Annotated in this window: 25 protein-coding genes and 1 tRNA gene; 12 read left to right on the top strand and 14 right to left on the bottom strand. The window is 69.2% G+C overall.

What is annotated here, in order from left to right; translation table 11 throughout:
• Positions 1-52 precede the first annotated feature (52 nt).
• The 6 genes from CCK91_RS12785 to CCK91_RS12810 all read left to right on the top strand — a co-directional run bounded on the left by CCK91_RS12785 (position 53) and on the right by CCK91_RS12810 (position 6,718).
• On the top strand, positions 53-328 hold the full coding sequence (locus CCK91_RS12785) for a multidrug ABC transporter ATPase (protein ID WP_133059991.1): 276 nt from the start codon (positions 53-55) through the stop codon (positions 326-328).
• A 5-nt stretch (positions 329-333) separates the two neighbouring features.
• Positions 334-2,169, top strand: a complete 1,836-nt coding sequence (locus CCK91_RS12790) for a helicase-associated domain-containing protein (RefSeq protein WP_086474371.1) — start codon at positions 334-336, stop codon at positions 2,167-2,169.
• 50 nt (positions 2,170-2,219) lie between these two features.
• Entirely contained in the window at positions 2,220-3,863 is a 1,644-nt protein-coding gene (locus CCK91_RS12795) for a DNA repair helicase XPB (RefSeq protein WP_086474372.1), read from the top strand.
• 46 nt (positions 3,864-3,909) lie between these two features.
• Positions 3,910-4,599: a response regulator transcription factor gene (locus tag CCK91_RS12800; protein WP_056007716.1), complete on the top strand. Its 690-nt coding sequence runs from the start codon at positions 3,910-3,912 to the stop codon at positions 4,597-4,599.
• A gap of 10 nt (positions 4,600-4,609) precedes the next feature.
• Complete coding sequence (locus tag CCK91_RS12805) at positions 4,610-6,274, top strand: sensor histidine kinase (protein WP_086474373.1); 1,665 nt, start codon at positions 4,610-4,612, stop codon at positions 6,272-6,274.
• Between the two features lie 153 nt (positions 6,275-6,427).
• The gene (locus CCK91_RS12810; RefSeq protein ID WP_086474374.1) at positions 6,428-6,718 is read left to right on the top strand and encodes a WXG100 family type VII secretion target; all 291 of its coding nucleotides are present in this window, start codon (positions 6,428-6,430) and stop codon (positions 6,716-6,718) included.
• A 15-nt stretch (positions 6,719-6,733) separates the two neighbouring features.
• Here the strand turns inward: CCK91_RS12810 and CCK91_RS12815 are convergent, their stop codons facing one another.
• The 5 genes from CCK91_RS12815 to CCK91_RS12835 form a co-directional block, all read right to left on the bottom strand.
• On the bottom strand, positions 6,734-7,768 hold the full coding sequence (locus CCK91_RS12815) for a hypothetical protein (RefSeq protein WP_086474375.1): 1,035 nt from the start codon (positions 7,766-7,768) through the stop codon (positions 6,734-6,736).
• 323 nt (positions 7,769-8,091) lie between these two features.
• Complete coding sequence (gene groL / locus CCK91_RS12820) at positions 8,092-9,711, bottom strand: chaperonin GroEL (RefSeq protein ID WP_064296567.1); 1,620 nt, start codon at positions 9,709-9,711, stop codon at positions 8,092-8,094.
• Positions 9,712-9,915: 204 nt separating this feature from the next.
• The gene (locus tag CCK91_RS12825; RefSeq protein WP_079705369.1) at positions 9,916-10,119 is read right to left on the bottom strand and encodes a cold-shock protein; all 204 of its coding nucleotides are present in this window, start codon (positions 10,117-10,119) and stop codon (positions 9,916-9,918) included.
• A gap of 285 nt (positions 10,120-10,404) precedes the next feature.
• A complete protein-coding gene (locus tag CCK91_RS12830; RefSeq protein ID WP_086474376.1) occupies positions 10,405-10,977 on the bottom strand; it encodes a LytR C-terminal domain-containing protein in 573 nt (190 codons plus the stop codon).
• A 21-nt stretch (positions 10,978-10,998) separates the two neighbouring features.
• A complete protein-coding gene (locus tag CCK91_RS12835) occupies positions 10,999-11,301 on the bottom strand; it encodes a DUF3263 domain-containing protein (RefSeq protein WP_086474690.1) in 303 nt (100 codons plus the stop codon).
• 223 nt (positions 11,302-11,524) lie between these two features.
• Between CCK91_RS12835 and msrB the strand changes: the two genes are divergently transcribed.
• Together msrB and CCK91_RS12845 are read left to right on the top strand one after the other, a co-directional pair.
• Entirely contained in the window at positions 11,525-11,944 is a 420-nt protein-coding gene (gene msrB / locus CCK91_RS12840) for a peptide-methionine (R)-S-oxide reductase MsrB (RefSeq protein ID WP_079705364.1), read from the top strand.
• Complete coding sequence (locus CCK91_RS12845; RefSeq protein ID WP_086474377.1) at positions 11,941-12,489, top strand: nitroreductase family protein; 549 nt, start codon at positions 11,941-11,943, stop codon at positions 12,487-12,489. Before msrB ends, CCK91_RS12845 begins: the two co-directional genes overlap by 4 nt.
• A 34-nt stretch (positions 12,490-12,523) precedes the next feature.
• Here CCK91_RS12845 and CCK91_RS12850 read toward each other — a convergent pair whose 3' ends face one another.
• The 3 genes from CCK91_RS12850 to CCK91_RS12860 form a co-directional block, all read right to left on the bottom strand.
• Positions 12,524-13,480, bottom strand: coding sequence for a DMT family transporter (locus CCK91_RS12850; protein ID WP_086474378.1), 957 nt, complete (start codon positions 13,478-13,480; stop codon positions 12,524-12,526).
• 61 nt (positions 13,481-13,541) lie between these two features.
• Positions 13,542-13,617, bottom strand: a tRNA-Thr gene (locus CCK91_RS12855).
• Positions 13,618-13,663: 46 nt separating this feature from the next.
• Entirely contained in the window at positions 13,664-14,632 is a 969-nt protein-coding gene (locus CCK91_RS12860) for a DsbA family protein (RefSeq protein ID WP_086474379.1), read from the bottom strand.
• Between the two features lie 256 nt (positions 14,633-14,888).
• On the opposite strand from CCK91_RS12860, the gene CCK91_RS12865 reads away from it, so the two are divergent.
• Both CCK91_RS12865 and CCK91_RS12870 read left to right on the top strand, forming a co-directional pair.
• Complete coding sequence (locus tag CCK91_RS12865; RefSeq protein ID WP_079705359.1) at positions 14,889-15,998, top strand: ABC transporter ATP-binding protein; 1,110 nt, start codon at positions 14,889-14,891, stop codon at positions 15,996-15,998.
• 104 nt (positions 15,999-16,102) lie between these two features.
• Positions 16,103-17,383, top strand: coding sequence for a DUF4032 domain-containing protein (locus tag CCK91_RS12870; protein WP_064296363.1), 1,281 nt, complete (start codon positions 16,103-16,105; stop codon positions 17,381-17,383).
• A 95-nt stretch (positions 17,384-17,478) separates the two neighbouring features.
• Here the strand turns inward: CCK91_RS12870 and rlmB are convergent, their stop codons facing one another.
• Both rlmB and cysS read right to left on the bottom strand, forming a co-directional pair.
• Positions 17,479-18,489 carry a 23S rRNA (guanosine(2251)-2'-O)-methyltransferase RlmB gene (gene rlmB, locus CCK91_RS12875; protein WP_064296364.1) on the bottom strand — a complete coding sequence of 337 codons (1,011 nt, stop codon included), beginning with the start codon at positions 18,487-18,489 and terminating at the stop codon, positions 17,479-17,481.
• Entirely contained in the window at positions 18,479-19,933 is a 1,455-nt protein-coding gene (gene cysS / locus CCK91_RS12880; RefSeq protein ID WP_086474380.1) for a cysteine--tRNA ligase, read from the bottom strand. The genes rlmB and cysS overlap by 11 nt, the downstream gene beginning before the upstream one ends.
• 40 nt (positions 19,934-19,973) lie before the next feature.
• Between cysS and CCK91_RS12885 the strand changes: the two genes are divergently transcribed.
• Complete coding sequence (locus tag CCK91_RS12885; RefSeq protein ID WP_086474381.1) at positions 19,974-21,086, top strand: winged helix DNA-binding domain-containing protein; 1,113 nt, start codon at positions 19,974-19,976, stop codon at positions 21,084-21,086.
• Positions 21,087-21,097: 11 nt separating this feature from the next.
• Here the strand turns inward: CCK91_RS12885 and ispD are convergent, their stop codons facing one another.
• Complete coding sequence (gene ispD / locus CCK91_RS12890; protein ID WP_086474382.1) at positions 21,098-22,348, bottom strand: 2-C-methyl-D-erythritol 4-phosphate cytidylyltransferase; 1,251 nt, start codon at positions 22,346-22,348, stop codon at positions 21,098-21,100.
• Between the two features lie 46 nt (positions 22,349-22,394).
• Positions 22,395-22,877, bottom strand: coding sequence for a CarD family transcriptional regulator (locus tag CCK91_RS12895; protein WP_064296368.1), 483 nt, complete (start codon positions 22,875-22,877; stop codon positions 22,395-22,397).
• Positions 22,878-23,088: 211 nt separating this feature from the next.
• On the opposite strand from CCK91_RS12895, the gene CCK91_RS12900 reads away from it, so the two are divergent.
• Positions 23,089-23,622, top strand: a complete 534-nt coding sequence (locus tag CCK91_RS12900) for a hypothetical protein (protein ID WP_207568234.1) — start codon at positions 23,089-23,091, stop codon at positions 23,620-23,622.
• 76 nt (positions 23,623-23,698) lie between these two features.
• Here CCK91_RS12900 and CCK91_RS12905 read toward each other — a convergent pair whose 3' ends face one another.
• Together CCK91_RS12905 and CCK91_RS12910 are read right to left on the bottom strand one after the other, a co-directional pair.
• Positions 23,699-24,382 (bottom strand): response regulator transcription factor, encoded by a 684-nt coding sequence (locus CCK91_RS12905; protein ID WP_064296370.1) that lies wholly within the window; start codon positions 24,380-24,382, stop codon positions 23,699-23,701.
• Positions 24,379-25,545: a sensor histidine kinase gene (locus CCK91_RS12910; protein WP_079705355.1), complete on the bottom strand. Its 1,167-nt coding sequence runs from the start codon at positions 25,543-25,545 to the stop codon at positions 24,379-24,381. Before CCK91_RS12910 ends, CCK91_RS12905 begins: the two co-directional genes overlap by 4 nt.
• Positions 25,546-25,594 lie beyond the last annotated feature (49 nt).

Genomic DNA, 25,594 nt, shown 5'->3' on the forward strand with positions numbered 1-25,594 from the left:
CTCGGCCCCCAGCCTATTCGGTGCAGCAGCCGCGTGCCTCTATCCTGGGAGCGTGACTGATGAGCAGACGCCGAGCATCTCGCGGCCCGAACGGATCCTGGCCTACATGGTCGTGACGATCGTCGCCGTGTCGATCGCCGCGTTCGTCGCGGTGATGGTCGGCACCGCCACCGGCCTCCAGCAGGGCGACTTCGCCGTCGGCGCCTGGCCGGTCGTGACGATCCTGCCGCTCGTCGGACTCCCGATCGCCTTCCTGATGCTGATCACGCTCATCATCGTGGGTGCCGTCCGACGGTCCCGCGAGTCCCGCGGTCAGTCGCCGCGCTGACGACCATGGGCGAGGCCTTCGCGATCGCGCGCCGCCTCCGGGAGCTCCCGGACGACGCGCTCCGCAGGCTGACGCCCGACCGCAGGGCCTCCTCAGCCCGCATCGCGGACTTCTTCGACTTCGCCGAGGCCCTGTTGGACGATGCGAGCGTCGCCCGCCGGATGGCACTGCTCGACCGGGACACCCTCGCCGTGCTCGCCGCCGCGCTGGACGGGACGGAGCGCCAGTCGCTCGCGACCACGCTCGGACGCGATGACTCGGAGGTGGATGCCGCACTGGAGCGGCTGGAGCGCGACATCCTGGTGCTCGACGACGGGGCCGGTCCGATCAGGCCGGTGAGCGCGGTGGCCGCGGTGTTCGAGGAGTGGGCGGCGAGCGGCAGACCCGGCCGTACCGAACTCCAACGTCCGGCGGAGGCGCCGACATCCCATGCGACCCGCCCCTCGCCCGACACGGACGCCCTCGCAAGCGAGCGAGCGGCCGGCGCGGTCGGCATCGTCGGCGAGAGCCTCCACGAACTCGACCGCGAGCCCGCGCGCCTGCTCGGCCGCGGAGCCCCGTCCATGCCGGACCTCAAACGGCTCGCAGCCGCGGCGGTGAGCACGCCCGACCAGATCGAGCTCGCCCTGTCCGTGGCGTCGGCTGCCGGGCTCACGGACGCGATCAGCTCCGCCATCCGCCTGAGCGAGGTCGGCGAGGCCTGGTTGGCATCGGCCACCGCGGAGCGCTGGCTCCGTCTCGCGACAGCCTGGCGCGACGCGATCCCGGCCACGGTCCGCGATCACATCCTGACGGCGTATCGGCGCGGTTCCGTCGACCTGGTCGAGGAGCTCAGCTGGTGGTATCCGTTGGCGGAGGATGCCGTCGTGGCACCGACGCGTGCGGTCGCCGCGGTCGCCGAGCTGCTCGGGATCACCGTCGACGGGGCGACCAGTGGGTTCGGACGATTCCTCGTCGACGGCCACGCGGCCGACGCAGCCTCGGCGCTCGCGTCGATGCTCCCCGCCGAGGTGTCGCAGGTCGTCCTCCAGGACGACCTGACCGTCATCGCGCTCGGTCCCCCGACGGCGGAACTCGACGTGCGACTCCGGGCCCTCGCGGAGCCGGAGGGGCGCGCTCAGGCGTCGAGGTACCGCATCACGACCGCGAGCGTCACCCGGGCCCTCGCCGACGGAGACACGGCCGAGGACCTGCTCGCGTACCTCGAGTCGATCTCCCTGACCGGCGTCCCTCAACCCCTGCGGTACCTCGTGTCCGAGGCCGCATCCCGATTCGGCCTCGTCCGCGTCGGGACGATCCGCGCGTCGGCCGACGCCTCGGCCGACCCTGGACGCAGCAGCTACATCCGCTCCGACGACGCCGGCCTGATCGCGGCGATCTCGGTCGACCAGAGCCTCGTGGCGCTCGGTCTCCGTCCGAGCGACGAGCACCGGCTCACCAGCCGGATCGAGGCGGCGACGGTCTACTGGGCCCTCCACGACGCGCGCTACCCGGTGGTCGCGGAGGACGACGACGGCGCCCCGCTCCGGATCCGCCGGCAGCCGGTCATGCGCACCACCCTGTCCGCTCCGGCCTCATCGACGGAACCGGATCTGGTGTCGCGGCTCCGCGCCGACGACCGCGGGGACACGAGCAGCGCGTGGTTGGCCAAGCAGCTGGAGATCGCCGTCCGCGACCACACGCCGGTCACCGTGCAGCTGCAGCACGGCGAGCGGCGATCCACGTTCACGATCGAACCGGTGAGCCTCGCCGGCGGTCGCCTGCGTGGTCTGGACCGGTCGGCCGATGTCGAACGCACCCTGCCGCTCGCGATGATCACCGAGGTTCGGATCGCCGGCTGAGCGCCCACTCAGGGGGTTGCGCACCGGATCCGCCGGTAGACTCGACCGTTATGTCTGATGGACCACTGATCGTCCAAAGCGACCGCACCGTGCTGCTCGAGGTCGCCCACCCGCTCGCCGAGGACGCCCGCCACGATCTCTCGGTGTTCGCCGAGCTCGAGCGCGCGCCGGAGCACATCCACACCTACCGGATCACCCGTCTCGGACTCTGGAACGCGCGTGCCGCCGGGCACGACGCCGACCAGATGATCGAGACGCTGGAACGGTACTCGAAGTTCTCCATCCCCGCGTCCGTGACGATCGACATGCGCGAGACGGTCAACCGCTACGGCCGGCTCGTGATCGAACGCTCCGCGGAGGGTGAACTCGTCCTCCGCTCCACCGACCTCCCGATCCTGACCGAGGTGGCCGGCGCCAAGCGGATCGCGCCCCTCCTCATCGGGCACCCGACGCCGGACACCTTCCTCGTCGAGCCGTGGGCACGTGGCGCGCTCAAACAGGAACTCGTGAAGCTGGGCTGGCCCGCCGAGGACCTCGCCGGATACACCGCCGGCACGCCGCACCAGATCGACCTGGTCGAGGACGGCTGGCATCTCCGCGACTACCAGCAGCAGGCGGTCGACAACTTCTTCTCCGGCGGTTCCGGCGTCGTGGTGCTCCCCTGTGGTGCGGGCAAGACCCTGGTCGGCGCCGGGGCGATGGCGACGGCGTCCACCAACACCCTCATCCTCGTCACGAACACGGTGTCGGCGCGGCAGTGGCGCGACGAGCTGTTGAAGCGCACCTCGCTCACCGCCGAGGAGATCGGCGAGTACTCGGGGCAGGTGAAGGAGGTCAAGCCGGTCACGATCGCGACCTATCAGATCCTCACGGCCAAGCGGAAGGGCGAGTACGCCCACCTCGCACTGCTCGACGCCATGGACTGGGGCCTCGTGGTCTACGACGAGGTGCACCTGCTCCCGGCCCCCGTCTTCAAGCTCACCGCCGAGCTGCAGGCGCGGCGTCGCCTCGGCCTGACCGCGACGCTCATCCGTGAAGACGGCCGCGAGGGCGACGTCTTCTCGCTCATCGGCCCGAAGCGGTTCGACGCCCCGTGGAAGGAGATCGAGGCACAGGGTTTCATCTCCCCCGCCGCATGCTTCGAGGTCCGCGTCGACCTGCCTCAGGCAGACCGCCTCACCTACGCGGCATCCGCCGACGACGAACGGTACCGCCTCGCGGCGACCGCTCCGGCGAAGCTCGACGTCGTCCGGCAGCTCGTCGAACGGCATCGCGGCGAGCAGATCCTCGTCATCGGGCAGTACCTCGATCAGATCGAGGAGCTGGCCGAGACGCTGGGTGCCCCGCAGTTGACGGGCGCCACCCCGGTCGACGAGCGGGAACGGCTCTATCAGGCATTCCGCGACGGTACCGAGCAGGTGCTCGTCGTCTCGAAGGTCGCGAACTTCTCGGTCGACCTGCCCGAAGCGACCGTCGCCATCCAGGTGTCGGGGTCGTTCGGTTCACGACAGGAGGAGGCGCAGCGTCTCGGCCGCCTGTTGCGCCCGAAGTCCACGGGACTCACCGCGAGCTTCTACACGCTGGTGTCGCGCGACACGGTCGATCAGGAGTTCGCGCAGAACCGCCAACGGTTCCTCGCCGAACAGGGCTACAGCTACACGATCCTCGACGCCCACGCCTTGCAGACCGCGTGAATCACGCTCTCAGAAAAGTCTCAAGAAACGTGCAGATAATGGTGTCATGACCGGACCCCGCATCCTCATCGTCGACGACGAACCGAACATCCGCGACCTCCTCACCACCAGCCTGCGATTCGCCGGCTTCGCCGTCCGTGCCGTGGGCAACGGCGCAGCCGCCATCTCAGCGGTCCTCGAGGAGGAGCCCGACCTCATCATCCTCGACGTGATGCTGCCGGACATGAACGGCTTCGGCGTCACCAAGCGCCTCCGCAGCGCCGGCTACACGGCGCCCATCCTGTTCCTCACCGCGAAGGACGACACCGAGGACAAGATCACGGGCCTCACGGTCGGCGGCGACGACTACGTCACTAAGCCGTTCAGCCTCGACGAGATCGTGGCACGCATCAAGGCCATCCTCCGCCGGACGATGCAGGCGGACGAGGACGCGGTGATCCGCACCGGCGAGCTGACGATGGACCAGGACACCCACGAGGTCCTCGTCGGCGACACCCCCATCGACCTCAGCCCGACCGAGTTCAAGCTCCTCCGCTACCTCATGCTCAACCCGAACCGCGTCTTGTCGAAGGCCCAGATCCTCGACCACGTCTGGGAGTACGACTTCAACGGCGACGCCGGCATCGTCGAGAGCTACATCTCCTACCTGCGCCGGAAGCTCGACCAGTTCTCCAGCGAGCCGCTCATCCAGACCAAGCGCGGATTCGGCTACATGCTCAAGGCCGGAAAGGCGTAGCCCCCACCCGATGGCCGATTCCCTGTCCACCTGGTGGAGCAGCGTCTCACTCCGGACGAAGATCACCGGGGTGACGGTGCTCGTCCTCGCCTTCGGTCTGCTCGTCGCGGGCATGGGGACGACCCCGCTCCTCAAAGAGGTCCTCACCCAGCAGGCGAACGACAGTCTGGTCACCGCCGCTAAGGGCAAGATCGTCGGTGAGATCTCCGAGGACGGACAGCTCCAGCTCGACGCCCCCTCGACGCTGTTCGTCGCCGTGTACGACACGAACGGCGAACTCCGGGCCTCGTCCGGGTGGGACGACAGCATCGCTCCCGAACACCCGGCACACCTCAGCGCGAACGACGTCGCCGCGAGCGGGACCCAGATCTACACGACCACCAACGCGAGCGGCACGATCGTCTACCACGCGGTCTCCGTCCCGGTCACCCTCGACGGCTTCCGCACGGGAGCGGCATGGGTCGCCATCTCGATGCAGGGCACCGACAACACCATCGCGACCTACCTCACGATCTTCTTCGTCCTCGGCGTGCTCATCATCGTGGTCGGAGCGCTGCTCACCCGGTGGCTGGTGACGGGCACCTTCGAACCGCTCCGCCAGGTGGAACGGACGGCCGCCGCGTTCGCCGACGGCGACTTCAGTCAGCGACTCGCGGGCTCGACGCCGAACACCGAGGTGGGGCGACTCAGCCGATCGCTCAACACGATGCTGGCTCGCATCGACCGCGCGTACTCCGATCGCGGGAAGACCATCGAGCAGATGCGGAACTTCGTCGGCGACGCGAGCCACGAGCTGCGCACCCCGCTCGTCTCGGTGCGCGGCTACGCGGAGCTCTACCGGATGGGTGCCCTCCAGACGCCGCAGGACGTGGCACAGGCCATGGAGCGCATCGAGAAGGAGGCCATCCGCATGGGCGCGCTCGTCGAGGACCTCCTCCAGCTCGCCCGCCTCGATGAGACGCGACCACTGAACGTCGCGCCCGTCGACCTGCTCCCGATCGCACGCGACGCCGCTCTCGACACCACAGCCCAGGCCCCCGGGCGCACGGTCCAGGTCGTCCGCGACGAACGCATGGCACGAGCCGTGGACGACGAAGCGGCCGAGACGACCGGCGAGTCCTCGGCCGCTGCCGACGCACCAGCCCAGACGGGCTCGACCGGGCCGATCTTCGGCGCGACGTTCAACCGCTTCCGGCGTCGGCCGAAGCCCCCCGGCGACGCCACCACGCCCGACACGAAGCCCATCGTCAAACCACTGACCCTGGCCGTGCCGCCGATCGTCCTCGGCGAGGAGAACAAGATCCGGCAGGTCGTCACGAACCTCATCGGAAACGCCCTGCGCTTCACGCCCGCCGACAGTCCGATCGAGCTCGCGGTCGGCACGGACGCCCGCGCCGGGACCGCCAGCATCGCCATCGTCGACCACGGCGAGGGCATCCCGCCACAGATCCGCGAGAAGATCTTCCAGCGCTTCTGGCGTGCCGACAGTTCGCGGACCCGCGAGACGGGCGGCAGCGGCCTCGGACTGGCGATCGTCGCGTCCATCGTCGCGGCGCACGGTGGCACGGTCGACGTGACCGAGACCCCCGGCGGCGGCGCGACGTTCCGCGTCATCCTGCCGCTCGCCCCGTCGGCGGCTACGAGCCCCATCGTCATCGCGGGCCCTCCGGCCTGACCCGGCGGCGGACCGCCTCGACCCTCCTCCACAGGCTCCGGCCTGCTCCGGACTGCGCGCCCGAGGCCTTTCTCGCCGGTTCCGGCCGGTGACGAGCACCTACCGTCTCGGTAGCGGCGATGACAGGCATCGCCCGGACGAACGGAGTTCCCGATGGCCACTTTCCAGGTCGACAGCGACGCGGTCGAGCGCGCCTCCACGGCGGCACGCGTCACGATCGAGCAGATCCAGAACGAGGTAGCCCGCCTGCACACGCAGCTGGCGGCACTCGACGGCCAATGGACCGGCGCTGCGGCGGCCGCGTTCCACGGTGTCGTCGAGCGCTGGAGGGGCACCCAGCGTCAGGTCGAGGAGAACCTCGGCGAGATCAGTCGAGCACTCGCTGTCGCGGGCACACAGTACGCCGAGATCGAACGGACGAACGCGAGCATGTTCAGCGGCTGACGCCGCGCGCGGGGATCAGGGACGCGCGGCGATACCGGCGGCGGCGAGTGCTGCGTAGGCGAGAGCCTGCTGACGCAGCTCGTCGACGTCGTAGGTGTCGTCGAGGGAACTCTCGTTGTTCGCCTCGACTTCCAACCAGTGCCCGGCGACCGCCATCTGCACGCTGCACTTGGACCACGGGCTCGTCTTGCACTCGATGAAGGCGTCCCGGGCTCCGAGCCCGTCGATCGTCAGGAACTCGATGTCCGCTCCCGCCCTCATGCGGGTCTCGACCAGCTGCTCGTACGCCCAGCGTCCGCCCGGGAGCGCTAGCAGGATGCCTCGCGACGAGTCACTGTCGGGGAGGGAGAAGATGCAGTCCGGCGCTCCGAAGTCGTCGGCGGCGACGCCTCGGTTCCACAGTCGCTTCTTCGGCGCCGAATTGTAGGTGAGCTCCTGGCCGAGGGCCTCACTCATCGCCGCCGCAGGCACGAACGCCTCGCACTCCGTCGGCAGCGCGTTCGCCCCCGGCGTCGTCCCGCCCCAGGCGTACCGTGGCGCCGTGCCGACCGGTTCGAGCGCCGAGCGGATCGCCTCGATGAAGGGTGTGACCGCGGCGACGGCATCCTCGTCCGACGCTGCGGCGTCGTCGGCCGGGCCGTACATGATCAGGTCCACCCAGCTGTCACCGACCAGGAAGTTGATGCTGCAGACGCCGGGCACAGCTCCGTTCTGGGTGAAGCAGGACAGCTTCGTGGAGTCCGGCCACGGCCCTGATTCGCCGTACGCCCAGCGCTCGTAATAGAAGTCCCAGTCGGCGTGTGACCCGGGGAGGATAGCCAGCTCGGCCCACCGCTCCGTGCCGACCAGCGTCCCACCCTCCGCCAGGTCTCTCGGCTCACCATTGCTCCACGTGCAATACATGCCGCCGAGCGAGGTCGCCGCCCACAACATCGGGTTCGCACTGGACGAGTCGGCAAAGGCGGGCTCCAGGGCCGCTGTCGGGGCGAGCGCCGTCGCCACCACGTCCTGGGGGACGAGGTTCTCGCACCCGAATCCGTAGGAGCTCACCGGCGCAGTGGGTTTTGCCGTCGCCGAGGGCCTCGGCGACGACGACACCGTCGGTGATGCGGTCGGAACCGCTTCGCTCGGCGTGCACGCGGCCAGCCCCACAACCAATACCGCGGCGACTGCCGCTCCCCCGATGCGTCTCATAGCTCGATCATAGGAAACGACACACGCGTCGATATGCCGTTCCGATCACGTCTCTACAACGACTGTCGGGCCCATGCGGAAACGGGCATACAGGTCGAGGGTTCTCCCCGATGTGGGGTGACGAAACGACGCAGGGCGCCTCCCGAAGGAGACGCCCTGCGCAGGTGTTGCTGTCGGACTTAGAAGTCCATGCCACCGGTCGGGTCGCCGGCCGGAGCCGGGTTCTTCTCCGGCTTGTCGGCGACGACGGCCTCGGTGGTGAGGAACAGGCCGGCGATCGACGCTGCGTTGAGCAGCGCGGAGCGCGTGACCTTCACCGGGTCGTTGATGCCGGCAGCGAGCATGTCGACGTACTCACCGGTCGCGGCGTTGAGGCCGTGTCCGACGGGCAGGTTGCGGACCTTGTCGGCGACGACGCCGGGCTCGAGGCCTGCGTTGAGCGCGATCTGCTTGAGCGGAGCGTCGATGGCGACCTTGACGATGTTCGCACCGGTCGCCTCGTCACCGACGAGCTCGAGCTTCTCGAACGCGGTCTTGCCGGCCTGGATCAGGGCGACGCCACCACCGGCGACGATGCCCTCTTCGACGGCAGCCTTCGCGTTGCGGACAGCGTCCTCGATGCGGTGCTTGCGCTCCTTGAGCTCGACCTCGGTCGCTGCGCCGGCCTTGATGACCGCCACACCGCCCGCGAGCTTGGCGAGACGCTCCTGGAGCTTCTCGCGGTCGTAGTCGCTGTCGGTGTTGTCGATCTCCTTGCGGATCTGCGAGACACGACCGGCGATGGCGTCGGCGTCGCCGGCACCCTCGACGATGGTGGTCTCATCCTTGGTGATGACGACCTTGCGGGCACGGCCGAGCAGGTCGAGGGTGACGGTCTCGAGCTTGAGGCCGACCTCCTCGGAGATGACCTGGCCACCGGTGAGGATGGCGATGTCCTGCAGCTGAGCCTTGCGGCGGTCGCCGAAGCCCGGAGCCTTGACGGCGACGGACTTGAAGATGCCACGGATCTTGTTGACGACGAGCGTCGCGAGAGCTTCGCCGTCGACGTCCTCAGCGATGATGAGGAGCTGCTTGCCCGACTGGATGACCTGGTCGACGATCGGCAGGAGGTCCTTGATCGCAGAGATCTTCTGGTTCGCGATGAGGATGTAGGGGTCCTCGAACACCGCTTCCTGGCGGTCGGGGTCGGTCACGAAGTACTGCGACAGGTAGCCCTTGTCGAAGCGCATGCCCTCGGTGAGCTCGAGCTCGGTGCCGAAGGTGTTCGACTCCTCGACGGTGACGACACCCTCCTTGCCGACCTTGTCGATCGCCTCGGCGATGATCTCGCCGATGGTGGTGTCGCCAGCGGAGATGGAAGCGGTCGCAGCGATCTCCTCCTTGGTCTCCACCTCCTTGGCGTTGGCGATGAGCTCGACCGTGACGGCCTCGACGGCCTTCTCGATGCCGCGCTTGAGGCTGATGGGGTCGGCGCCTGCGGCGACGTTGCGGAGGCCCTCGCGGACGAGTGCCTGTGCCAGCACGGTCGCCGTGGTGGTGCCGTCGCCGGCGACGTCATCGGTCTTCTTGGCGACCTCCTTGACGAGCTCCGCGCCGATCTTCTCGTACGGGTCGTCGAGTTCGATCTCCTTGGCGATGGACACGCCGTCGTTGGTGATCGTGGGGGCGCCCCACTTCTTCTCGAGGACAACGTTGCGACCGCGCGGCCCAAGGGTGACCTTGACCGTGTCAGCAAGAATGTTCAGTCCACGCTCGAGGCCGCGACGGGCCTCCTCGTCGAAAGCAATGATCTTAGCCATGTGTGTTTTTCGTCCCTCCCGGACGTCATGAACGTTGTTAGCACTCAATGAGTACGAGTGCTAAGTCGATTCTGGCACTCAGGGGGTGGGAGTGCAAGTGAGCACCGGAGCCCTGAGCGAACTCCCGGGAACAGCCCCGGAACGACGAACGACGCCGCCCACCGAAGTGGACGGCGTCGCAGGAATCGCGTACCTGATCAGCGGCTACGCCAGGCGCACACCCTCGGCCTGAGGCCCCTTTGCTCCCGTGCCGACCTCGAAGACGACCGCCTGGCCCTCTTCCAAGGACTTGTAGCCGCTCATGTCGATCGCCGAGTAGTGGACGAAGACATCCTGTCCGCCGTCGTCGACCGTGATGAAGCCGAAGCCCTTCTCAGCGTTGAACCACTTGACGGTTCCGTTCGCCATTTCATACTCCCATTGCTGCGTGCTCGCAGGCATCGACTGTTGCCGAACCCGGACCTGCCATCCGGGATCGGGACCCCGGTGACCACCCTGCGCCGAAGCGGACCCGGGGGCGAGTCGAGACGGGACGGGATGAGCGGCCAGTTCCAGATACTAATCCGGAGCACCGCGCGGATTCACCCCGAAATCGACAAATGGGGCGGAGTGATACGACAACTCAACATGGAGGAAACACTCCGGAAACACGGCGTGCCGGCGACCAGAGAGATCGACCTGCTCCAGCCGCGCTCAGGCGGCCGGCTGGTAGTCCGCGCCGACCACGACGACGATGCGGAGGACCGGCGCCTCGCCCTCCTCGACGGGGATCGCGTACGTGTCCGTGATCTGGATCGGGATGCCGCCGAGCGCGTTCGCGATGGCGCGGGCGACGCCTTCCTGCGACGGATCCTGGTAGTAGACGCCGCTCGCCGTGACGTCCTCCGTGCTGGCGTCGCTCGTCGGGATCTGCTGCGTGAAGCCGGCGGCCGTGATCGCTGCCGCCGCCGATGCGGCGAGGCCTGCGGTGGGTGTGCCGTTCAGGACGAGGATGCTGGCCGCGGGGTCGACGACAGGGGCCGCCTCGGTCGGGGTGGGGGTCGGCGTGGGCGTGGCGCTCGGACTCTGCGAGCCGCCGAAGAAGTCGATCCGGTCGTTCAGCCCGAACAGGGCGAAGGTGCCGACCCCCACGAGGACGAGCGTGGCGACGACGGCGACGAGGAAGGCGATCCAGCCGCGTCCCTTGGGAGCAGGGGCACGGTGCGCGCCGACGCGCTTGAGGTCGGGGACCTCGTCGAAGCGGTCGGGCGGGAAGGATTCAGCCATGGTGTGGTCTCCGAGAGCTGCTCAGCCGTCGGTGCGGGGAGCCGAGGCTCCTCGCGCCGAGAGTCGGGCGTCGCGGGTGCGCTGCAGCCGCTTGATCAGCATGGGGTCGTGGGCGAGGGCGGACGGCGAGTCGATGAGCGCGCCGAGCAGTTGATAATACCGGGCCGGGGACAGGGCGAAGCGGTCGCGGATGGCGGCCTCCTTGGCCCCGACGTGCTGCATCCAGTGGGACTCGAATTCGAGGATCTCGAGTTCGCGCTGGTCGAGGCCTCCCGTCGGCGTCGACGCGTCGTCATCGGCAGGCGTGCGCGACGCTGGCTGCATGCTCATCTCCTGCCGATCGGTGCCGAAACGGCGACCGTGGATTCACGCCCCGGTCCGCCGTCGTCCAAGTCTATTCAGCCGATGCCCGCCGGGCCGCATCCACCCCGGCGAAGGCCGACGTTCACCGGGAAGGATCAGGCTCGGTGCAGTGTTATGGAATACGTCGGGAGCCGCATGCACGAGGCAACCCCGCACGTAGGATGACCGAGACGAATGGAGCAGCATGACGTACGACGTGTCGAAGACCGATGAGCAGTGGCGCGAGGAACTCACGCCCGAGCAGTATCAGGTCCTCCGCGGAGCGGCCACCGAACGGGCCTGGACCGGCGAGCTCCTCGACGAGTCCCGCGCGGGCCTCTACACCTGTGCCGCCTGCAACGCCGAACTCTTCAAGAGCGGTACCAAGTTCGATTCCGGCTGCGGATGGCCGAGTTTCTACGAGTCCGTGAACCCCGAGGCGGTGCAGCTCATCGAGGACCGCACCCTCGGCATGGTGCGCACCGAGGTCCGGTGTGCCAACTGCGGCTCGCACCTCGGCCACGTGTTCGACGACGGCTTCGGGACGCCCACCGGCGACCGATACTGCATGAATTCGATCGCGCTCAACTTCGCCGCGGCCGACACCACCGAGCCGACGGAGTGACCGAACCGGTCGAGCGCCCGGTCCTCGCTGCCGTCGCCGGACGCCGTTCGTGGTCCAAGGTCACCGATGTCGCTCCGAGTGACGCGGAACTCCTCGAGGTCCTCGGGGCCGCCGGTCGAGTGGCCGACCACAGCGCCCTGCGTCCGTGGAGGGTCATCACCATCCGCGGCGACGACCGGGTGAAGCTCGGCCGGGCGCTCGCGAAGGCGGAGGGGGACTCGAAGCCCTCGACGAAGCCGCTCCGCGCGCCGCTGCTGCTCGCGGTCGTCGTGAGCGTGAAGAAGTCGAAGGTGCCCGCCTGGGAGCAGGAAGCGGTCGCGGCCGGAGTGGCCCACATGGTCAGCCTCCTCCTCGACGACGCCGGTTGGGGCGTGTTCTGGCGCACCGGCGGCGCCACGCGCACCAAAGCGGTCCGGAAGGCGCACGGTCTGAAGAAGGGCGAGGAGCTCCTCGGTTGGCTGTACGTCGGAGGGAAGCCGGGCAACGCTCGCTCGGGGCGTCGCAAGACGATCAACGCGAAGGCGCACCTCAGCTCCATGCCCTGACGACGGAGTCGCTCACGGCGTCCGACGGCTCGACTCAGTCGCCGGTCGACGATGCCGTGGGACGACGCCTGAACCGCGCCGACGCGATCGCCACGGCGGCGAACGCGAGGAGCGTCCCGATGACGGTCGCGACATGCACCCCGCCGTCGTCGGTGGGCAGCAGCACGTCCAGGGCGAGCGCGCTCAGGGTCTGACCGGCCACCGTGCCGAGACCGAGGATGAGCACGCCCGTGTGCTGCACGAGGAACGCCGCCACGGCGATGAACACGCAGCCGATCGGGCCACCGAGGTAGAGCCACCACTCCCCCGGGAGCGGTCCGGGCGGCGCGACGATGATCGCGTGCAGCACGGCGGCGATGACCAGCACGACCGTCCCCACGACGAAGTTGATGAACGTGGCGGCGAGCGTGCTCTGTGCCCGCATCTTCACGCGGCCGTTGACCGCCTGCTGCCAGCCGATCCCGATGCCGGCGAGCAGCGGCAGGACGAGCAGGCCGAGTGGGATGCTCCCGCCGAGCTCGCCCGAGACCGCGACGCCGACTGCGACGAGGGCGACGACCGCCCCGAGGACGCGCTGGACGCTGAACCCGACGACGCCTCCCGGGCCGAAGCCGATCCGGTCGAGCACGAGTCCGCTCGCGGTCTGGCCGGCGACGACCGCGACCGTGAAGAGGGCGACGCCGAGCGTGGCGGCGGTGAGCCCCTGCGAGAGCACGAGGAACGCGCCGGCACACCCACCGAGCACCGTCCACCAGGGCATCTCCCTGCGTCGGACGGCACCGGCCACCGTGGAGAGACCGCGACGACCGGTACGGGACAGCGCCAGTCCGACGGTGAGGATGATCAAGCCGCCGCCGAACGAGATCGCCGCTGCGGTGAACCCATCGCCGAGTCGCGCGCCGAGCTCGCCGTTCAATCGGGCCTGCACCGCGATGAAGGCTCCGCTGACGACGGCGATGAGGAGCGCGAGCGGCGCTGGGACACGGGTCACGGGATGGTTCCTTCCAATGAGGAACCGCCCACTCAGCGAGGCTGAGCGGGCGGTTCTCGGCTGGAGCCGACGACGGGACTTGAACCCGTAACCTACGCTTTACAAGAGCGTTGCGCTACCAATTGCGCCACGTCGGCCGACAGGGGCTGGCCCCGGTCCCATCCATCCTACGATGACGGCGGATCAGCCGTTGGTCACGGGCGACTCGCTGGCACCCGGCGTCGGCGTGCCGGTGGAGTAGCTCTCGCTCGAGACGGCGAGGACGAATGCCGCGAACTGCTCTGCGTCGGTCAGCGAACCCGTGTACTGCTTGCCGTTCACCAGGATGGTCGGCGTCCCCTCGACCTTGGCGACGTCGGTGCCGGGCAGCGGGCCGCTGCGCGCACGGTCGGTCGAGTCCTTCACCCACGACTTGTAGGTGCCGTCGTCGATGCAGGCGTTGATCTTCTTCTCGCCGCCGGAGATGACACCCTTGGCGATCGACTTCAGTTCGGCGTCGGTCAGGCCCTCGGTGTTCTCCTTGGGCTGGTTCTCGAACAGTGCCGTGTTGAAGGAGAAGAAGTCGTTCGGGGAGTACTCCGCGACGCAGGCGGCCGCGTTCGAAGCGCGCAGCGAGTACTGCGTCCCGAGCGACAGGTTGCTCAGCGTTGCGAGGGGGTGCACCGTGTACGTCGCGGCGCCGGCCTCGAGCCAACCCTTGACCTGCTCGGCGTTCGTGGTCTCGAACTGACCGCAGTAGGGGCAGAGGAAGTCCTGGTAGACGGAGATCTCGACGCCGTCGGCGGTCGGGGTCTCGGTGGCGGCCGGCGTCTCGGCCGGGGCCGGCTCCGCGGGGGCGGCCGGATCAGTCGCGCTCGGCGTGGGCGTCGACGCACCGGCCGGGGCCCCGACCAGCTGCAAGCCGGCCGAGACGGTGAAGCCGTCGTTCTTGGCCGCGGTCGGGACCGGTCCGGCGGGCTTGATCGACGTCACGATGATGACCGCCACCACCGCCACGATCGCGAGCGCACCGAGCACGATGCCGCCCTGGAGCAGCACCCGGTTGCGACGGTCGCGGCGCTTCTGCTGCTCGCGCAGCACCCGCGCCTTCTCGCGTGCCGCGTCGCGGCGTTCGTTCTTGGTCGGTCGGTTCTGCGATCCAGCGCCAGACATTGATCCTCGTTTCGGGGGGCTCGCGCTGCGGAGACGAGGCAGCGCCAAACAGAGTAATCGTAGACCTGCCGCCTGGGAGAGGCCCAAACCAGGCCGGGAGGCGGCTGTGCGTCCGCCGAGAGATCCGCTGGCCGCTGGACCTTCCATTCACAGGAGGTCGTGGCATACTGGGACGGCGAACCGGCCATCGATGACGGGTTCGCGTCCATTCACAACGGATCGTCCGGCACGTACCTGCCGGTGAAGGAGAACAACCATGGCGTCTGTGACGTTCGACAACGCAACCCGTTTCTACCCGGGTGGCACCCGCCCCGCGGTCGACAAGCTGAACCTCGAGGTCGCCGACGGCGAATTCCTCGTCCTCGTCGGCCCGTCCGGCTGCGGCAAGTCCACCTCCCTCCGCATGCTCGCGGGCCTCGAAGAGGTCAACGACGGCCACATCTTCATCGGCGACCGCGACGTCACCGACGTGCCGCCGAAGGACCGCGACATCGCGATGGTGTTCCAGAACTACGCGCTCTACCCGCACATGACCGTCGCCGAGAACATGGGCTTCGCGCTCAAGATCGCCGGTGTCGGCAAGGAAGAGCGTGCCACCCGCGTGCTCGAAGCCGCCAAGCTCCTCGACCTCGAGGACTACCTGACCCGCAAGCCGAAGGCGCTCTCCGGTGGTCAGCGTCAGCGCGTCGCGATGGGTCGAGCCATCGTCCGTCAGCCCCAGGTCTTCCTCATGGACGAGCCGCTGTCGAACCTCGACGCCAAGCTCCGCGTCCAGACCCGCACCCAGATCGCGTCGCTGCAGCGTCGTCTCGGCGTCACCACCGTCTACGTCACCCACGACCAGACCGAGGCGCTCACCATGGGCGACCGCATCGCGGTCCTCAAGGACGGCATCCTGCAGCAGGTCGGCACCCCGCGCGACCTCTACGAGAAGCCGAACAACGTCTTCGTCGCCGGCTTCATCGGCAGCCCGGCCATGAACCTGTTCGAGGGTGAGATCGCCGACGGCGGCATCAAGCTCGGCGGATTCATCATCCCGGTCGAGCGCGAGATCACCGATGCCGCTCCGTCGAAGAACGTCACGGTCGGCGTGCGCCCCGAGGACATCACCGTGTCCAGCAACTCGGGCTCCGGCATCGAGGTGACCGTCGACCTCGTCGAGGAGCTCGGCGCCGACGGCTACCTGTACGGCCACACCGACGTCTCCGGCAAGCGCACCGACATCGTCGCCCGCGTCGACGGTCGCAACCACGCACACATCGGCGACACGGTGTTCCTCGCGCCGACGCCGCACCACGTGCACGCGTTCGACTCGGCATCGGGTGAGCGTCTGGGCAACAAGCCGGTCGTGTCCTCCTCGATCTAGTTTCCCGCCGACGATGGTCGAGCGGTCGGTCTCCGATCGCTCGGCCATCGTCGTTTTCGCATGTCCAGTCTCAGCACGACCATCACCGAGGAGCGCTCCGCACCATGTCCGGCGCATTGAACATCACCGCTGCCACCGTCGACCCGGCGCTGCTCGACCTCCCCTGGGAGCTCCCCCTCGAGAACTGGCCGAATGAGGCCATCGCCTCGCTCCCGAAGGGCATCTCGCGCCACCTGGTCCGGTTCGCGAACCTGTCCGGCTACGTCATCGCCGTCAAGGAGACGACCGCGGAGATGGCGAAGGGCGAGTACGACATGCTGCGCACGCTGCAGCGCCTCGACATCCCCTGCGTCGACCCGCTCGCGGTCATCACGAACCGGAGCGACCGCAAGGGCCGTGAGCTGCCGAGCGTGCTCGTGACGCGGCACCTGAAGTTCTCACTCCCCTACCGCGCGCTCTTCCAGGGCACCCTCCGGCCCGACACCGCGACCCGCCTCGTCGACGCGCTGGCCGTCCTCCTCGTCCGGCTGCACATCGTCGGCTTCTTCTGGGGCGACGTGTCGCTGTCGAACACGCTCTTCCGGCGCGACGCGGGCGCCTTCGCGGCCTATCTCGTCGACGCCGAGACGGGCAAGCTCTACGAGGGCGGCCTGTCGAACGGGCAGCGTGAGAACGACCTCGAGATCGCCCGGGTGAACATCGCCGGCGAGCTCCTCGATCTCGAGGCCGGCGGACGCGCGGACGCCGAACTCGACCCCGTCACCGTGAGCAACGGTATCGTCGCCGCCTACCGGTCCCTCTGGAAGGAGCTCACGGGCTCCGAGTCCTTCGACGCGTCCGAGCGCTGGCGCATCACCGAGCGCGTCCACCGCCTGAACGAACTCGGCTTCGACATCGAGGAACTCGCGATCAAGACGACCGACGAGGGCTCGACCGTGCGGATCCAGCCGAAGGTCGTCGACGCCGGGCATCACCAACGCCGACTCCTGCGGCTCACCGGCCTCGACGCCGGCGAGAACCAGGCGAGGCGACTGCTCAACGACCTCGACGCCTACTCGGCCTCGTTCGGGAAGGACGGGTTCGACGAAGAGATGGCGGCGCACGAATGGCTCATCCGCGTGTTCGAGCCGGTGGTGAAGGCGATCCCGCGCGAACTCCGCGGCAAGCTCGAGCCCGCCGAGATCTTCCACCAGCTCCTGGAACATCGCTGGTTCCTCGCGCAGAACGAGGGTCGCGACATCCCCCTGGCGGAAGCCGTGGGTTCCTACGTGAACACCGTCCTGCGGCACCGCCGCGACGAGGCGACCATGATTGTGCCGCCGACCGAGGCGATCAGCATCCCCGCCGCCATGACCGGACCGGTCGACTGGCGAGACCTGGTCTGATCGGGTCCGTCACCTCGACTGACGACAGACAGGCCCTCGGAACGGAGATCCGTTCCGAGGGCCTGTCTCGTTCGTGCGGCGCGTCCGCCGGTCGCCTACTCGGCGTTACGGCGGCGCGCGATCTCGTACAGCGTCACGCTGGCCGCGATCCCGGCGTTGAGCGATTCAGTCGAGGCCGAGATCGGGATCGACACGACCGCGTCGCAGGTCTCGGTGACGAGGCGGGACAGGCCCTTGCCCTCGCTGCCGACGACCACGAGGATCGGCTGGTCGGCGAGTTCGAGCCCGGGAAGGGAGACGTCGCCGTCGCCGTCGAGACCGATGACGAAGACGCCGCGCTCCTTGAACGCCTTGAGTGTCTGTGTGAGGTTGGCTGCCATCGCGACCGGCGTCCGAGCCGCCGCTCCTGCCGAAGTCTTCCACGCGGAGGCGGTGAGGCCCACGCTCCGGCGCTGCGGCAGGATCACTCCGTGACCGCCGAAGGCTGCGGTCGACCGGATGATCGCACCCAGGTTCCGGGGGTCGGTGATGCCGTCGAGGGCGATGAACAACGGGTTCTCGCCACGGGCGATGACCTGGTCGAGCAACTCCATGGGGTGCGCATACTCGTAGGGCGGCACCTTGATGGCGAGGCCCTGGTGCACGCCGTCGAACCCGGCCATGCGGTCGAGCTCCGGACGCATGACCTCGAGCACCGGGATGCCGCGTCGGGTGGCGATGCTGAGCGCCTCCTTCACCCGGTCGTCCATCTCGATGCGGGTCGCGACGTACAGCGTGGTGGCCGGGATCTTCGCGCGGAGCGCTTCGAGGACGGAGTTGCGGCCCGTGACGACCTCGGACTCGTCGCTCGACTTCTGCTTGGTCCGGCCGTTCGTGGACGGGCGTCCGTTCTGGCCGGCCGCCTGCCTTGGCTTGCCGGTGCCGCCGGAAGCCGCGTAGCGCTCCTGCGCGGCCTTCCGCTTGCCGGCGGGGTGCCAGGCGCGGTCCTCGGCCTTCGGGGTCGGTCCACGACCCTCGAGCGCCTTGCGGCCGAGGCCACCGGTGCCCTTGGTGGGACCCTTCTTCGCTTTCTTCGGCCCGGTCGGGCGGGAAGGCTTACTTGCCACTGATACTCCAATGTGCTCCGGACGGGGTGTCTTCGATGGTGATCCCAGCCGCTGTGAGTTCGTCGCGGATCCGGTCGGCCGCTGCGAAGTCCTTGGCGACCCTGGCGTCCGCGCGGTCGACGAGCAGACGCTCGACGAGTGCGGACAGGGATCGGTGAGTGACGGGGTCGGTGCCCGACGACCACGAGGGGTCGGTCGGGTCGATGCCGAGCACCCGGGTCATGTCGAGGACGGCGACCGCACGCTCGCGGGCTGTCGCCTGGTCGTCGCCGCCATCGAGGGCGGCGTTGCCGACGCGAACGGCGTCATGCAACACGGCGAGCGCGCGGGGGATGTTCAGGTCGTCGTCCATGGCCTCGACGAACGCGGCCGGGAGCGTCGCTCGACTGGCGGCGGTGGTCGTCTCGGTGAGCAGGTCGGCGCGGGCGGCGCGATCGAGGAAGCCCTCGATGCGTCCGAGTGCGGCTTCGGCCTCGGCGAGTGCGCCCGGATGGAACTCGAGCGTCGATCGGTACTGCGCTGCCCCGAGGTAGTACCGGACGACGAGCGGCCGGGCCGCTGCCAGGAGGTCGGCGGCGTAGACGGAGTTGCCGAGGGACTTCGACATCTTCTGCCCACCCGTGACCGCGACCAGCCCGTTGTGCAACCAGTATCGGGCGAAGGGGTCGCCGGCTGCGCTGGACTGGGCGAGCTCGTTCTCGTGGTGGGGGAACCGGAGGTCGAGTCCGCCGCCGTGGATGTCGAACTCCTCACCGAGGTACTTGGTCGACATCGCCGAGCACTCGATGTGCCAGCCGGGCCGCCCCTCGCCCCATGGAGACATCCAACTCGCCGAGCGCGGCTCCCCAGGCTTGGTGCCCTTCCAGAGCGCGAAGTCGCGGGGATCCCGTTTGCCGCGCGGGTCGGCGTCGGTCGCGGCCTCCATGTGCTCGGCGCTCTGCCGCGTGAGTTCGCCGTAGCGGCTCCATGAGGCGGTGTCGAAGTAGACGTCGCCGGAGTCGTCGGGAGCCGGGTACGCGTGTCCGGCGTCGATGAGCCGTTCGATGAGCTCCTGCATCTCCGGGATGCTCGCCGTCGCGCGTGGCTCGTAGCTCGGGGGCAGGATGCCCAGGGCACGGTAGGCGGCCGTGAACTCGAGTTCGTACCGGTAGGCGAGCGCCCACCACTCCTCGCCGGGCTGGGCGAAGCCGCCCTCGACGCCGGCGGCGGCGTTCGCGAGGATCTTGTCGTCGATGTCGGTGACGTTGCGGACGAGCGTGACGCGGACCCCGGAGGCCGTCAGCCAGCGTCGCAGCTGGTCGTAGACGAGCGCGCTGCGCAGGTGTCCGATGTGCGGAGAGGACTGCACGGTCGGTCCGCAGACGTACAGCCCCGCCTCGGCTTCGCGGAGCGGCACGAAGTCCCGGAGGGACTGCGTTTTCGAATCGTAGAGTCGGAGGGCCACGAGACCAGACTAGCCGCCGTCGTCCGGGCATGATGGTCCCATGACCACGGGACGCGACGACCAGCAGGTTCTCCGCGCGCGACTCGCGGCCCAGCTCCTCGACGGAGCCGAGCACCGCTCCCCCACGGGTGTCGTCTCGCGGCTGCTCGCGATCCAGGCCCAGGACCTCGCTTCGTCGCTGTGGGCGGTCGGCGTCAGGTCGACCGGCACGACGATGGACGCGGTGCTCGCGGCGCTCGAGGACGGCTCGATCGTCCGGTCCTGGCCGATGCGCGGCACCCTGCATCTCGTCGCCGCGGAGGACCTCGGGTGGCTGCTCGGACTCGGTGTCCCGCGGGTGCGCTCCACGATCGCTGCGAGACACCGGCAACTCGAGCTCGACGCCGAGACCCTCTCGCGCTCCCGTGCGCTCACCGAGGGGATGCTCAGCGGGCATCGGCGCATGACGAGGGATGAGCTGCTGGCCGCCCACACCGGCGCCGGGATCCCGATCGACGGACAACGGGCCTCCCACCTCATCATGGAACTCGCGATGTCGGGCGTGGTCTGCTGGGGACCGCCCGCCGGGAGACAGCAGGCCCTCGTCCTGAGTGAGGAGTGGATCCGTGCACCGCGGGTGCTCGAAGCGGATGAGGCGCTCGGCGAGTTCGTCGTCCGGTATCTCACCGGCCACGGCCCGTCGACGATCGCCGACCTCACCTGGTGGTCGAAGCTCACCGTCGCCCAGGCGAAACGCGGCATCGAGGTGGCCGCCGGACGGCTGGTCTCCGAGTCGCGCGACGGGGTCACCCGCTGGTCGACGGCCGAGGGCATCGAGCCGCAATCTGCTCCGCGGCCACCACGGGTGCTCGCGCTGCCCGGATTCGACGAGCTCCTCCTCGGCTACCGCGACCGCGAGCTGACGCTCCCCGCCGCGTTCGCAGACCGCATCGTGCCCGGCGCGAACGGCATCTTCCTCCCGATGATCGCCGTCGACGGACGCGTCGTCGGTACCTGGCGCCGACGGACGAGTGCGGCCGGCGTCGTCGTCACCCCGACGCAGTTCCAACCGCTGTCGCAGCGGGTGCAGGCGGGGTTCCGGCGGGCAGCTGGCGAATACGGCCGGTTCCTCGGGCTCGGTGCGTCGGTCGACGAGGGCACGTCCGCCGGCTGAGGACCGACCCGTCAGCAGCGCTCGACGAGGGCGGTGGCGATGGCCGTGACTCCCTCGCCACGGCCGGTGAACCCGAGCGCATCCGTGGTCGTCGCCGCGATGCTGACCGGCCCGTGGACCAGCGCGCTCAGTACGCCCTCCGCCTCCGTCCGACGTGGCGCGAACCGCGGGCGGTTGCCGACGAGCTGCACCGCGACGTTGACGACGACGAAGCCCGCGGCGTGCAGCCGTTCGACAGCTGCCCGCAGGAAGACCTCGCCGCTCGCCCCGGCGAAGCGGGGGTCGTCGGTGCCGAACATGGAGCCGATGTCGCCGAGGCCAGCAGCGGACAACAGGGCGTCGACGATGGCATGGGCGACCGCATCCCCGTCGCTGTGTCCGGCCAGCGGCCGTTCCCCCGGCCAGCTGAGGCCGGCGAGGCTCAGCTCGCCGTCGTCGGCGAAGGCGTGGACGTCGATCCCGATGCCGGTCCTGATCGTCGAGGTCGGCCGTGCGCCCACCTCGCGCTCTCGGCCTCGGTCCCGCTCCACCAGGAGTCGCTCCGCACGCTGGGCGTCCCACGGGGTCGTGATCTTGAACGCCGCCTCCGACCCCTCGACGGCCAGGACGGGGTGTCCGGCGTCCGCGTAGAGTGCCGCATCGTCGGTGGCCGCCGCCAGGCGGTCCTCGGCGACGCGGAAGGCCGCGACGAGGGCATCGCGCGGGAACGCCTGCGGTGTCTGGACGGCTCTGAGGGCGGCCCGATCCACGGTCTCCTCGACGAGGTCGCTCGCGTCGACCCGCTTGATCGTGTCGGTCACCGGGAGCCCCGGCACGACCCCCCACCCCGTTCGCGCTGCGGCGTCGATCACCCGTTCGAACTGCTCGGTCGGGGTGAGCGCTCGTGCGGCGTCGTGGACGAGCACCGTGCGCACTCCCGGCCACAGGGCGGCGAGTCCGGCGAGGACGGAGGACTGTCTCGTGTCGCCTCCGACGACGACGTGGAGGTGGTCGGCCGCCTTCCCCGCCGCGCGACGACCGATCGTCTCCGCCTCGCCGACGCGATCCACGGGGACCACGACGACGACCTGGACCGCGTCCCGCAGGCGGAAGACCGGGGCGAGCGCGTGTTCGAGCACGGTGCTGCCGGCGAGCGACACGAACGCCTTGGGGATCCCGGCGCCGAGGCGCGTCCCACTGCCCGCCGCCACGACGAGCACGCCGACAGCCGGGCCGTCCAGGGATGGGTCGGCAACGGCACCCGGTTCGTCGATCGCAGTCATGTCACGAGCCTACTTCTCGGGCGCCGCGCGGGAAGGGACGGTCGGCTCAGGAGGCGAGGACCTCGTCGAGGACGGACGACGCCTGTTCCTCGTCGGTCTGCTCCGCCAATGCCAGTTCGGAGACCAGGATCTGGCGGGCCTTCGCGAGCATCCGCTTCTCCCCCGCAGAGAGGCCTCGGTCCTGGTCGCGACGCCACAGGTCGCGGACCACCTCGGAGACCTTGATGACGTCGCCCGAGGCCAACTTCTCGAGGTTCGCCTTGTAGCGGCGGGACCAGTTCGTCGGCTCCTCCGTGAACGGCGCACGGAGTACGTCGAACACGCGGTCGACACCCTCGCGTCCGATGACGTCTCGCACCCCGACCAGGTCGACGTTCTCGGCCGGGACCTCGATCATGAGGTCGCCCTGGGTCACGCGGAGCTTCAGGTAGAGCTTCTCCTCGCCCTTGATGATCCTGGTCTTCACCTCGGTGATGGTCGCGGCACCGTGGTGCGGGTAGACGACGGTCTCGCCAACTTCGAAGATCATGGGTCTCGGTCCCTTCAGCGTCTCCCAGAATACCACGGGACCCCTGATCAGAGCCGGGTACCGGGTGCCCCGCGGACCGGGACGCGAGCCCACCCACGACGGGTCCTCGACCCGGCCACGCCCCCTCGCAGGCGTGGGCTAGACTCGAATCCGGATCCCGGGACACCTGTCACTCGTCTGCGCCCGGGGCCACCACATCTTGGAGGGTTCTGTGAAGGCGCGTCTCATCGCTTCCATCGTCGTCGCGGGTGCTGTCGCACTCGGCATGAGCGGTTGCAACCTCATCGCGCCGCAGGCGACCCTGAAGCACTACGACGCCTCGGACGGCGTCGGTGTCACCGTCGGCTCGGTGGCCGTCCGCAACGCCATCGTCGTCTCCGACGACGGCGAGACCGGCAACCTCGTCTTCAGCGTCGCGAACAGCGACGACCGCGCCCACACGGTGCTGATCGAGATCGAGGGCAAGGACGAGCAGTTCCAGGTCCTCGCGGAGCCCGGCCTGACGACGTTCGACGGCTCCGGAGCCAACGACCCGCTGCGCATCGAGTCCCTCGGTGTCCAGCCCGGAGCGATCGTGGACGTCTTCTTCCAGTACGGCGACGAGACGGGCGCCACGGCGAGCGTCCCGGTCCTCACCGGCCAGCTGCTCGAGTACTCCACGCTCGTCCCGACGCCGCTGCCGACGGATGAGCCCACCGAGACGCCGACGCCGCTCGCGACGCCCACCACGGAGCCGACCGAATAACGCTCCGTCGCCCCACACGACCGAACGCCCCGCACCTCTTCGGAGTTGCGGGGCGTTCGTCCGTCCTTGACCTGCGTCAGGCCTCGAAGCGGTAGCCGAGCCCACGCACGGTGACGAGCATCACCGGTTCCGAGGGGTTCGCCTCGATCCGGGAACGGATGCGCTTGATGTGGACGTCGAGCGTCTTGGTGTCGCCGTAGTAGTCGCTCCCCCACACCCGGTCGATCAGCTGACCACGGGTGAGAACCCGTCCGGCGTTCCGCAGGAGCAGCTCGAGCAACTCGTACTCCTTGAGCGGCATCGGGATCGGCGCCCCGTTGACCTCGACGACATGGCGCTCGGTGTCCATCCGGACCGTGCCGGCCTCGAGCAGCACCTCCTCCTGCGCCTGGTCCGCCTCGACACGGCGTCGCAGCACCGCCCGGATCCGCGCGAGCAGCTCGCGGGTCGAGTAGGGCTTCGTGACGTAGTCGTCGGCGCCCAGCTCGAGCCCGACGACGATGTCGACCTCGGAGTCCTTCGCGGTCAGCATGATGATCGGCGTGCTCGAGACCGCGCGGATCTGACGGCAGACCTCCGTCCCGGGGATGCCGGGGAGCATGAGGTCGAGCAACACGAGGTCCGCGCCACGAGCAGTGAAGGCCTGGACCGCCGAGGGACCGTCCTCCGCCACCTCGACCTCGTACCCCTCCCGTTCGAGCAGGTAGCTCAGTGGTTCGCTCAGGGACGCTTCGTCTTCGACGAGCAGGATGCGGGTCACGGGGTACTCCTTGCCGTGCCGGTGGAGAGGTCCTCCGGCGGGGTCGTTGCTCTGGGAAGGCGGATGGTGAACGTCGAGCCACGGCCCAGCTGCGACCAGACCTTCACTTCGCCGCCGTGGTTCTGGACGGTGTGCTTGACGATGCTGAGGCCGAGGCCGGTGCCGCCCGTGTGGCGGGACCGCGCCTGGTCGACGCGGAAGAACCGTTCGAAGACCCGATCGCGGTCCTCTTCGGCGATCCCGACGCCCTGATCGGTGACGGCGATCTCGACGACGTCGTCGACCGCCCGGACGCCGACACCCACGTGCGCGCCGGTGGGCGAGTAGTGGATGGCGTTCGAGATGAGGTTGTGCACGGCGACGACGAGCATGGCCTCGTCACCGTACACCTCGAGGTTCTTGCCGCCTTTGAGGGAGAGCCCAACGCCGGTCGCCTCGGCCGGCACACGGTTCTGGTCCACTGCCGCGGCGATGACCCGATCGAGGCGGACGAGTTCGGGCTGATGGAGGGCGTCGGCCGCCTGCAACCGCGAGAGGTCGATGATCTCCGCCGTCATCCGGGTGAGTCGCTGTGACTCGGTCGAGAGCCGGCTGGCGAAGCGCTTCACCCGTTCCGGGTCGTCGGCCGCCGTGTCGAGTGCTTCCGAGAGGAGCCCGATGGCGCCGATCGGCGTCTTCAACTCATGGCTGATGTTCGCGATGAAGTCCCGGCGGACCTCGTCGAGTCGACGCGCCTCCGTGTGGTCCTCAGCGAGGAGCAGGATGAACCGCGACCCGAGCGGCGCCGCTCGCACCCGCAGGTGCCGGGTGGCCTCACCGAAGCGCCCGAGCGCGAGTTCCAGGTCGCTCGTGACGGCCTCGCCGGTGCGGCGGACCTCGAGCGCGAGGTCGATGAACTCCTGGTTGTCGAGCACGCGGTCGCGCACCAGCCCGAGCGCGAACGCCCCAGGAGAGGCCTTCAGCACGTTGTTGGACGGGTCGACGACGATGCCCGCGCTGTCGAGGGCTTCGAGCACCTGGTCGACCCCGTCGGGGACGACCGGGTTGACGACCGTCGCGGCGCGCTCGCCCCGTCGGAGGGCGAGGGTGATGAGGGCGACGAAACCGCCCCCGACGATGAGGCCGAGTGCCAGGGCGATCAGCACCAACCACATGGTGTCCATGGGTACTACGTTACTCAGTCCGCCGAACGCCGAACTCGCGAATACCCCG

Source organism: Plantibacter elymi (nom. nud.) (assembly GCF_900177795.1).
Lineage (GTDB): Bacteria > Actinomycetota > Actinomycetes > Actinomycetales > Microbacteriaceae > Plantibacter > Plantibacter elymi.

Coding starts and splice junctions, on each gene's coding strand:
- CCK91_RS12790 (WP_086474371.1), top strand. CDS start 334: ATGGGCGAGGCCTTCGCGATCGCGCGCCGCCTCCGGGAGCTCCCGGAC.
- CCK91_RS12795 (WP_086474372.1), top strand. CDS start 2,220: ATGTCTGATGGACCACTGATCGTCCAAAGCGACCGCACCGTGCTGCTC.
- CCK91_RS12800 (WP_056007716.1), top strand. CDS start 3,910: ATGACCGGACCCCGCATCCTCATCGTCGACGACGAACCGAACATCCGC.
- CCK91_RS12805 (WP_086474373.1), top strand. CDS start 4,610: ATGGCCGATTCCCTGTCCACCTGGTGGAGCAGCGTCTCACTCCGGACG.
- CCK91_RS12810 (WP_086474374.1), top strand. CDS start 6,428: ATGGCCACTTTCCAGGTCGACAGCGACGCGGTCGAGCGCGCCTCCACG.
- groL (WP_064296567.1), bottom strand. CDS start 9,711: ATGGCTAAGATCATTGCTTTCGACGAGGAGGCCCGTCGCGGCCTCGAG.
- CCK91_RS12825 (WP_079705369.1), bottom strand. CDS start 10,119: ATGGCGAACGGAACCGTCAAGTGGTTCAACGCTGAGAAGGGCTTCGGC.
- CCK91_RS12830 (WP_086474376.1), bottom strand. CDS start 10,977: ATGGCTGAATCCTTCCCGCCCGACCGCTTCGACGAGGTCCCCGACCTC.
- CCK91_RS12835 (WP_086474690.1), bottom strand. CDS start 11,301: ATGCAGCCAGCGTCGCGCACGCCTGCCGATGACGACGCGTCGACGCCG.
- msrB (WP_079705364.1), top strand. CDS start 11,525: ATGACGTACGACGTGTCGAAGACCGATGAGCAGTGGCGCGAGGAACTC.
- CCK91_RS12860 (WP_086474379.1), bottom strand. CDS start 14,632: ATGTCTGGCGCTGGATCGCAGAACCGACCGACCAAGAACGAACGCCGC.
- CCK91_RS12865 (WP_079705359.1), top strand. CDS start 14,889: ATGGCGTCTGTGACGTTCGACAACGCAACCCGTTTCTACCCGGGTGGC.
- CCK91_RS12870 (WP_064296363.1), top strand. CDS start 16,103: ATGTCCGGCGCATTGAACATCACCGCTGCCACCGTCGACCCGGCGCTG.
- CCK91_RS12885 (WP_086474381.1), top strand. CDS start 19,974: ATGACCACGGGACGCGACGACCAGCAGGTTCTCCGCGCGCGACTCGCG.
- ispD (WP_086474382.1), bottom strand. CDS start 22,348: ATGACTGCGATCGACGAACCGGGTGCCGTTGCCGACCCATCCCTGGAC.
- CCK91_RS12895 (WP_064296368.1), bottom strand. CDS start 22,877: ATGATCTTCGAAGTTGGCGAGACCGTCGTCTACCCGCACCACGGTGCC.
- CCK91_RS12910 (WP_079705355.1), bottom strand. CDS start 25,545: ATGGACACCATGTGGTTGGTGCTGATCGCCCTGGCACTCGGCCTCATC.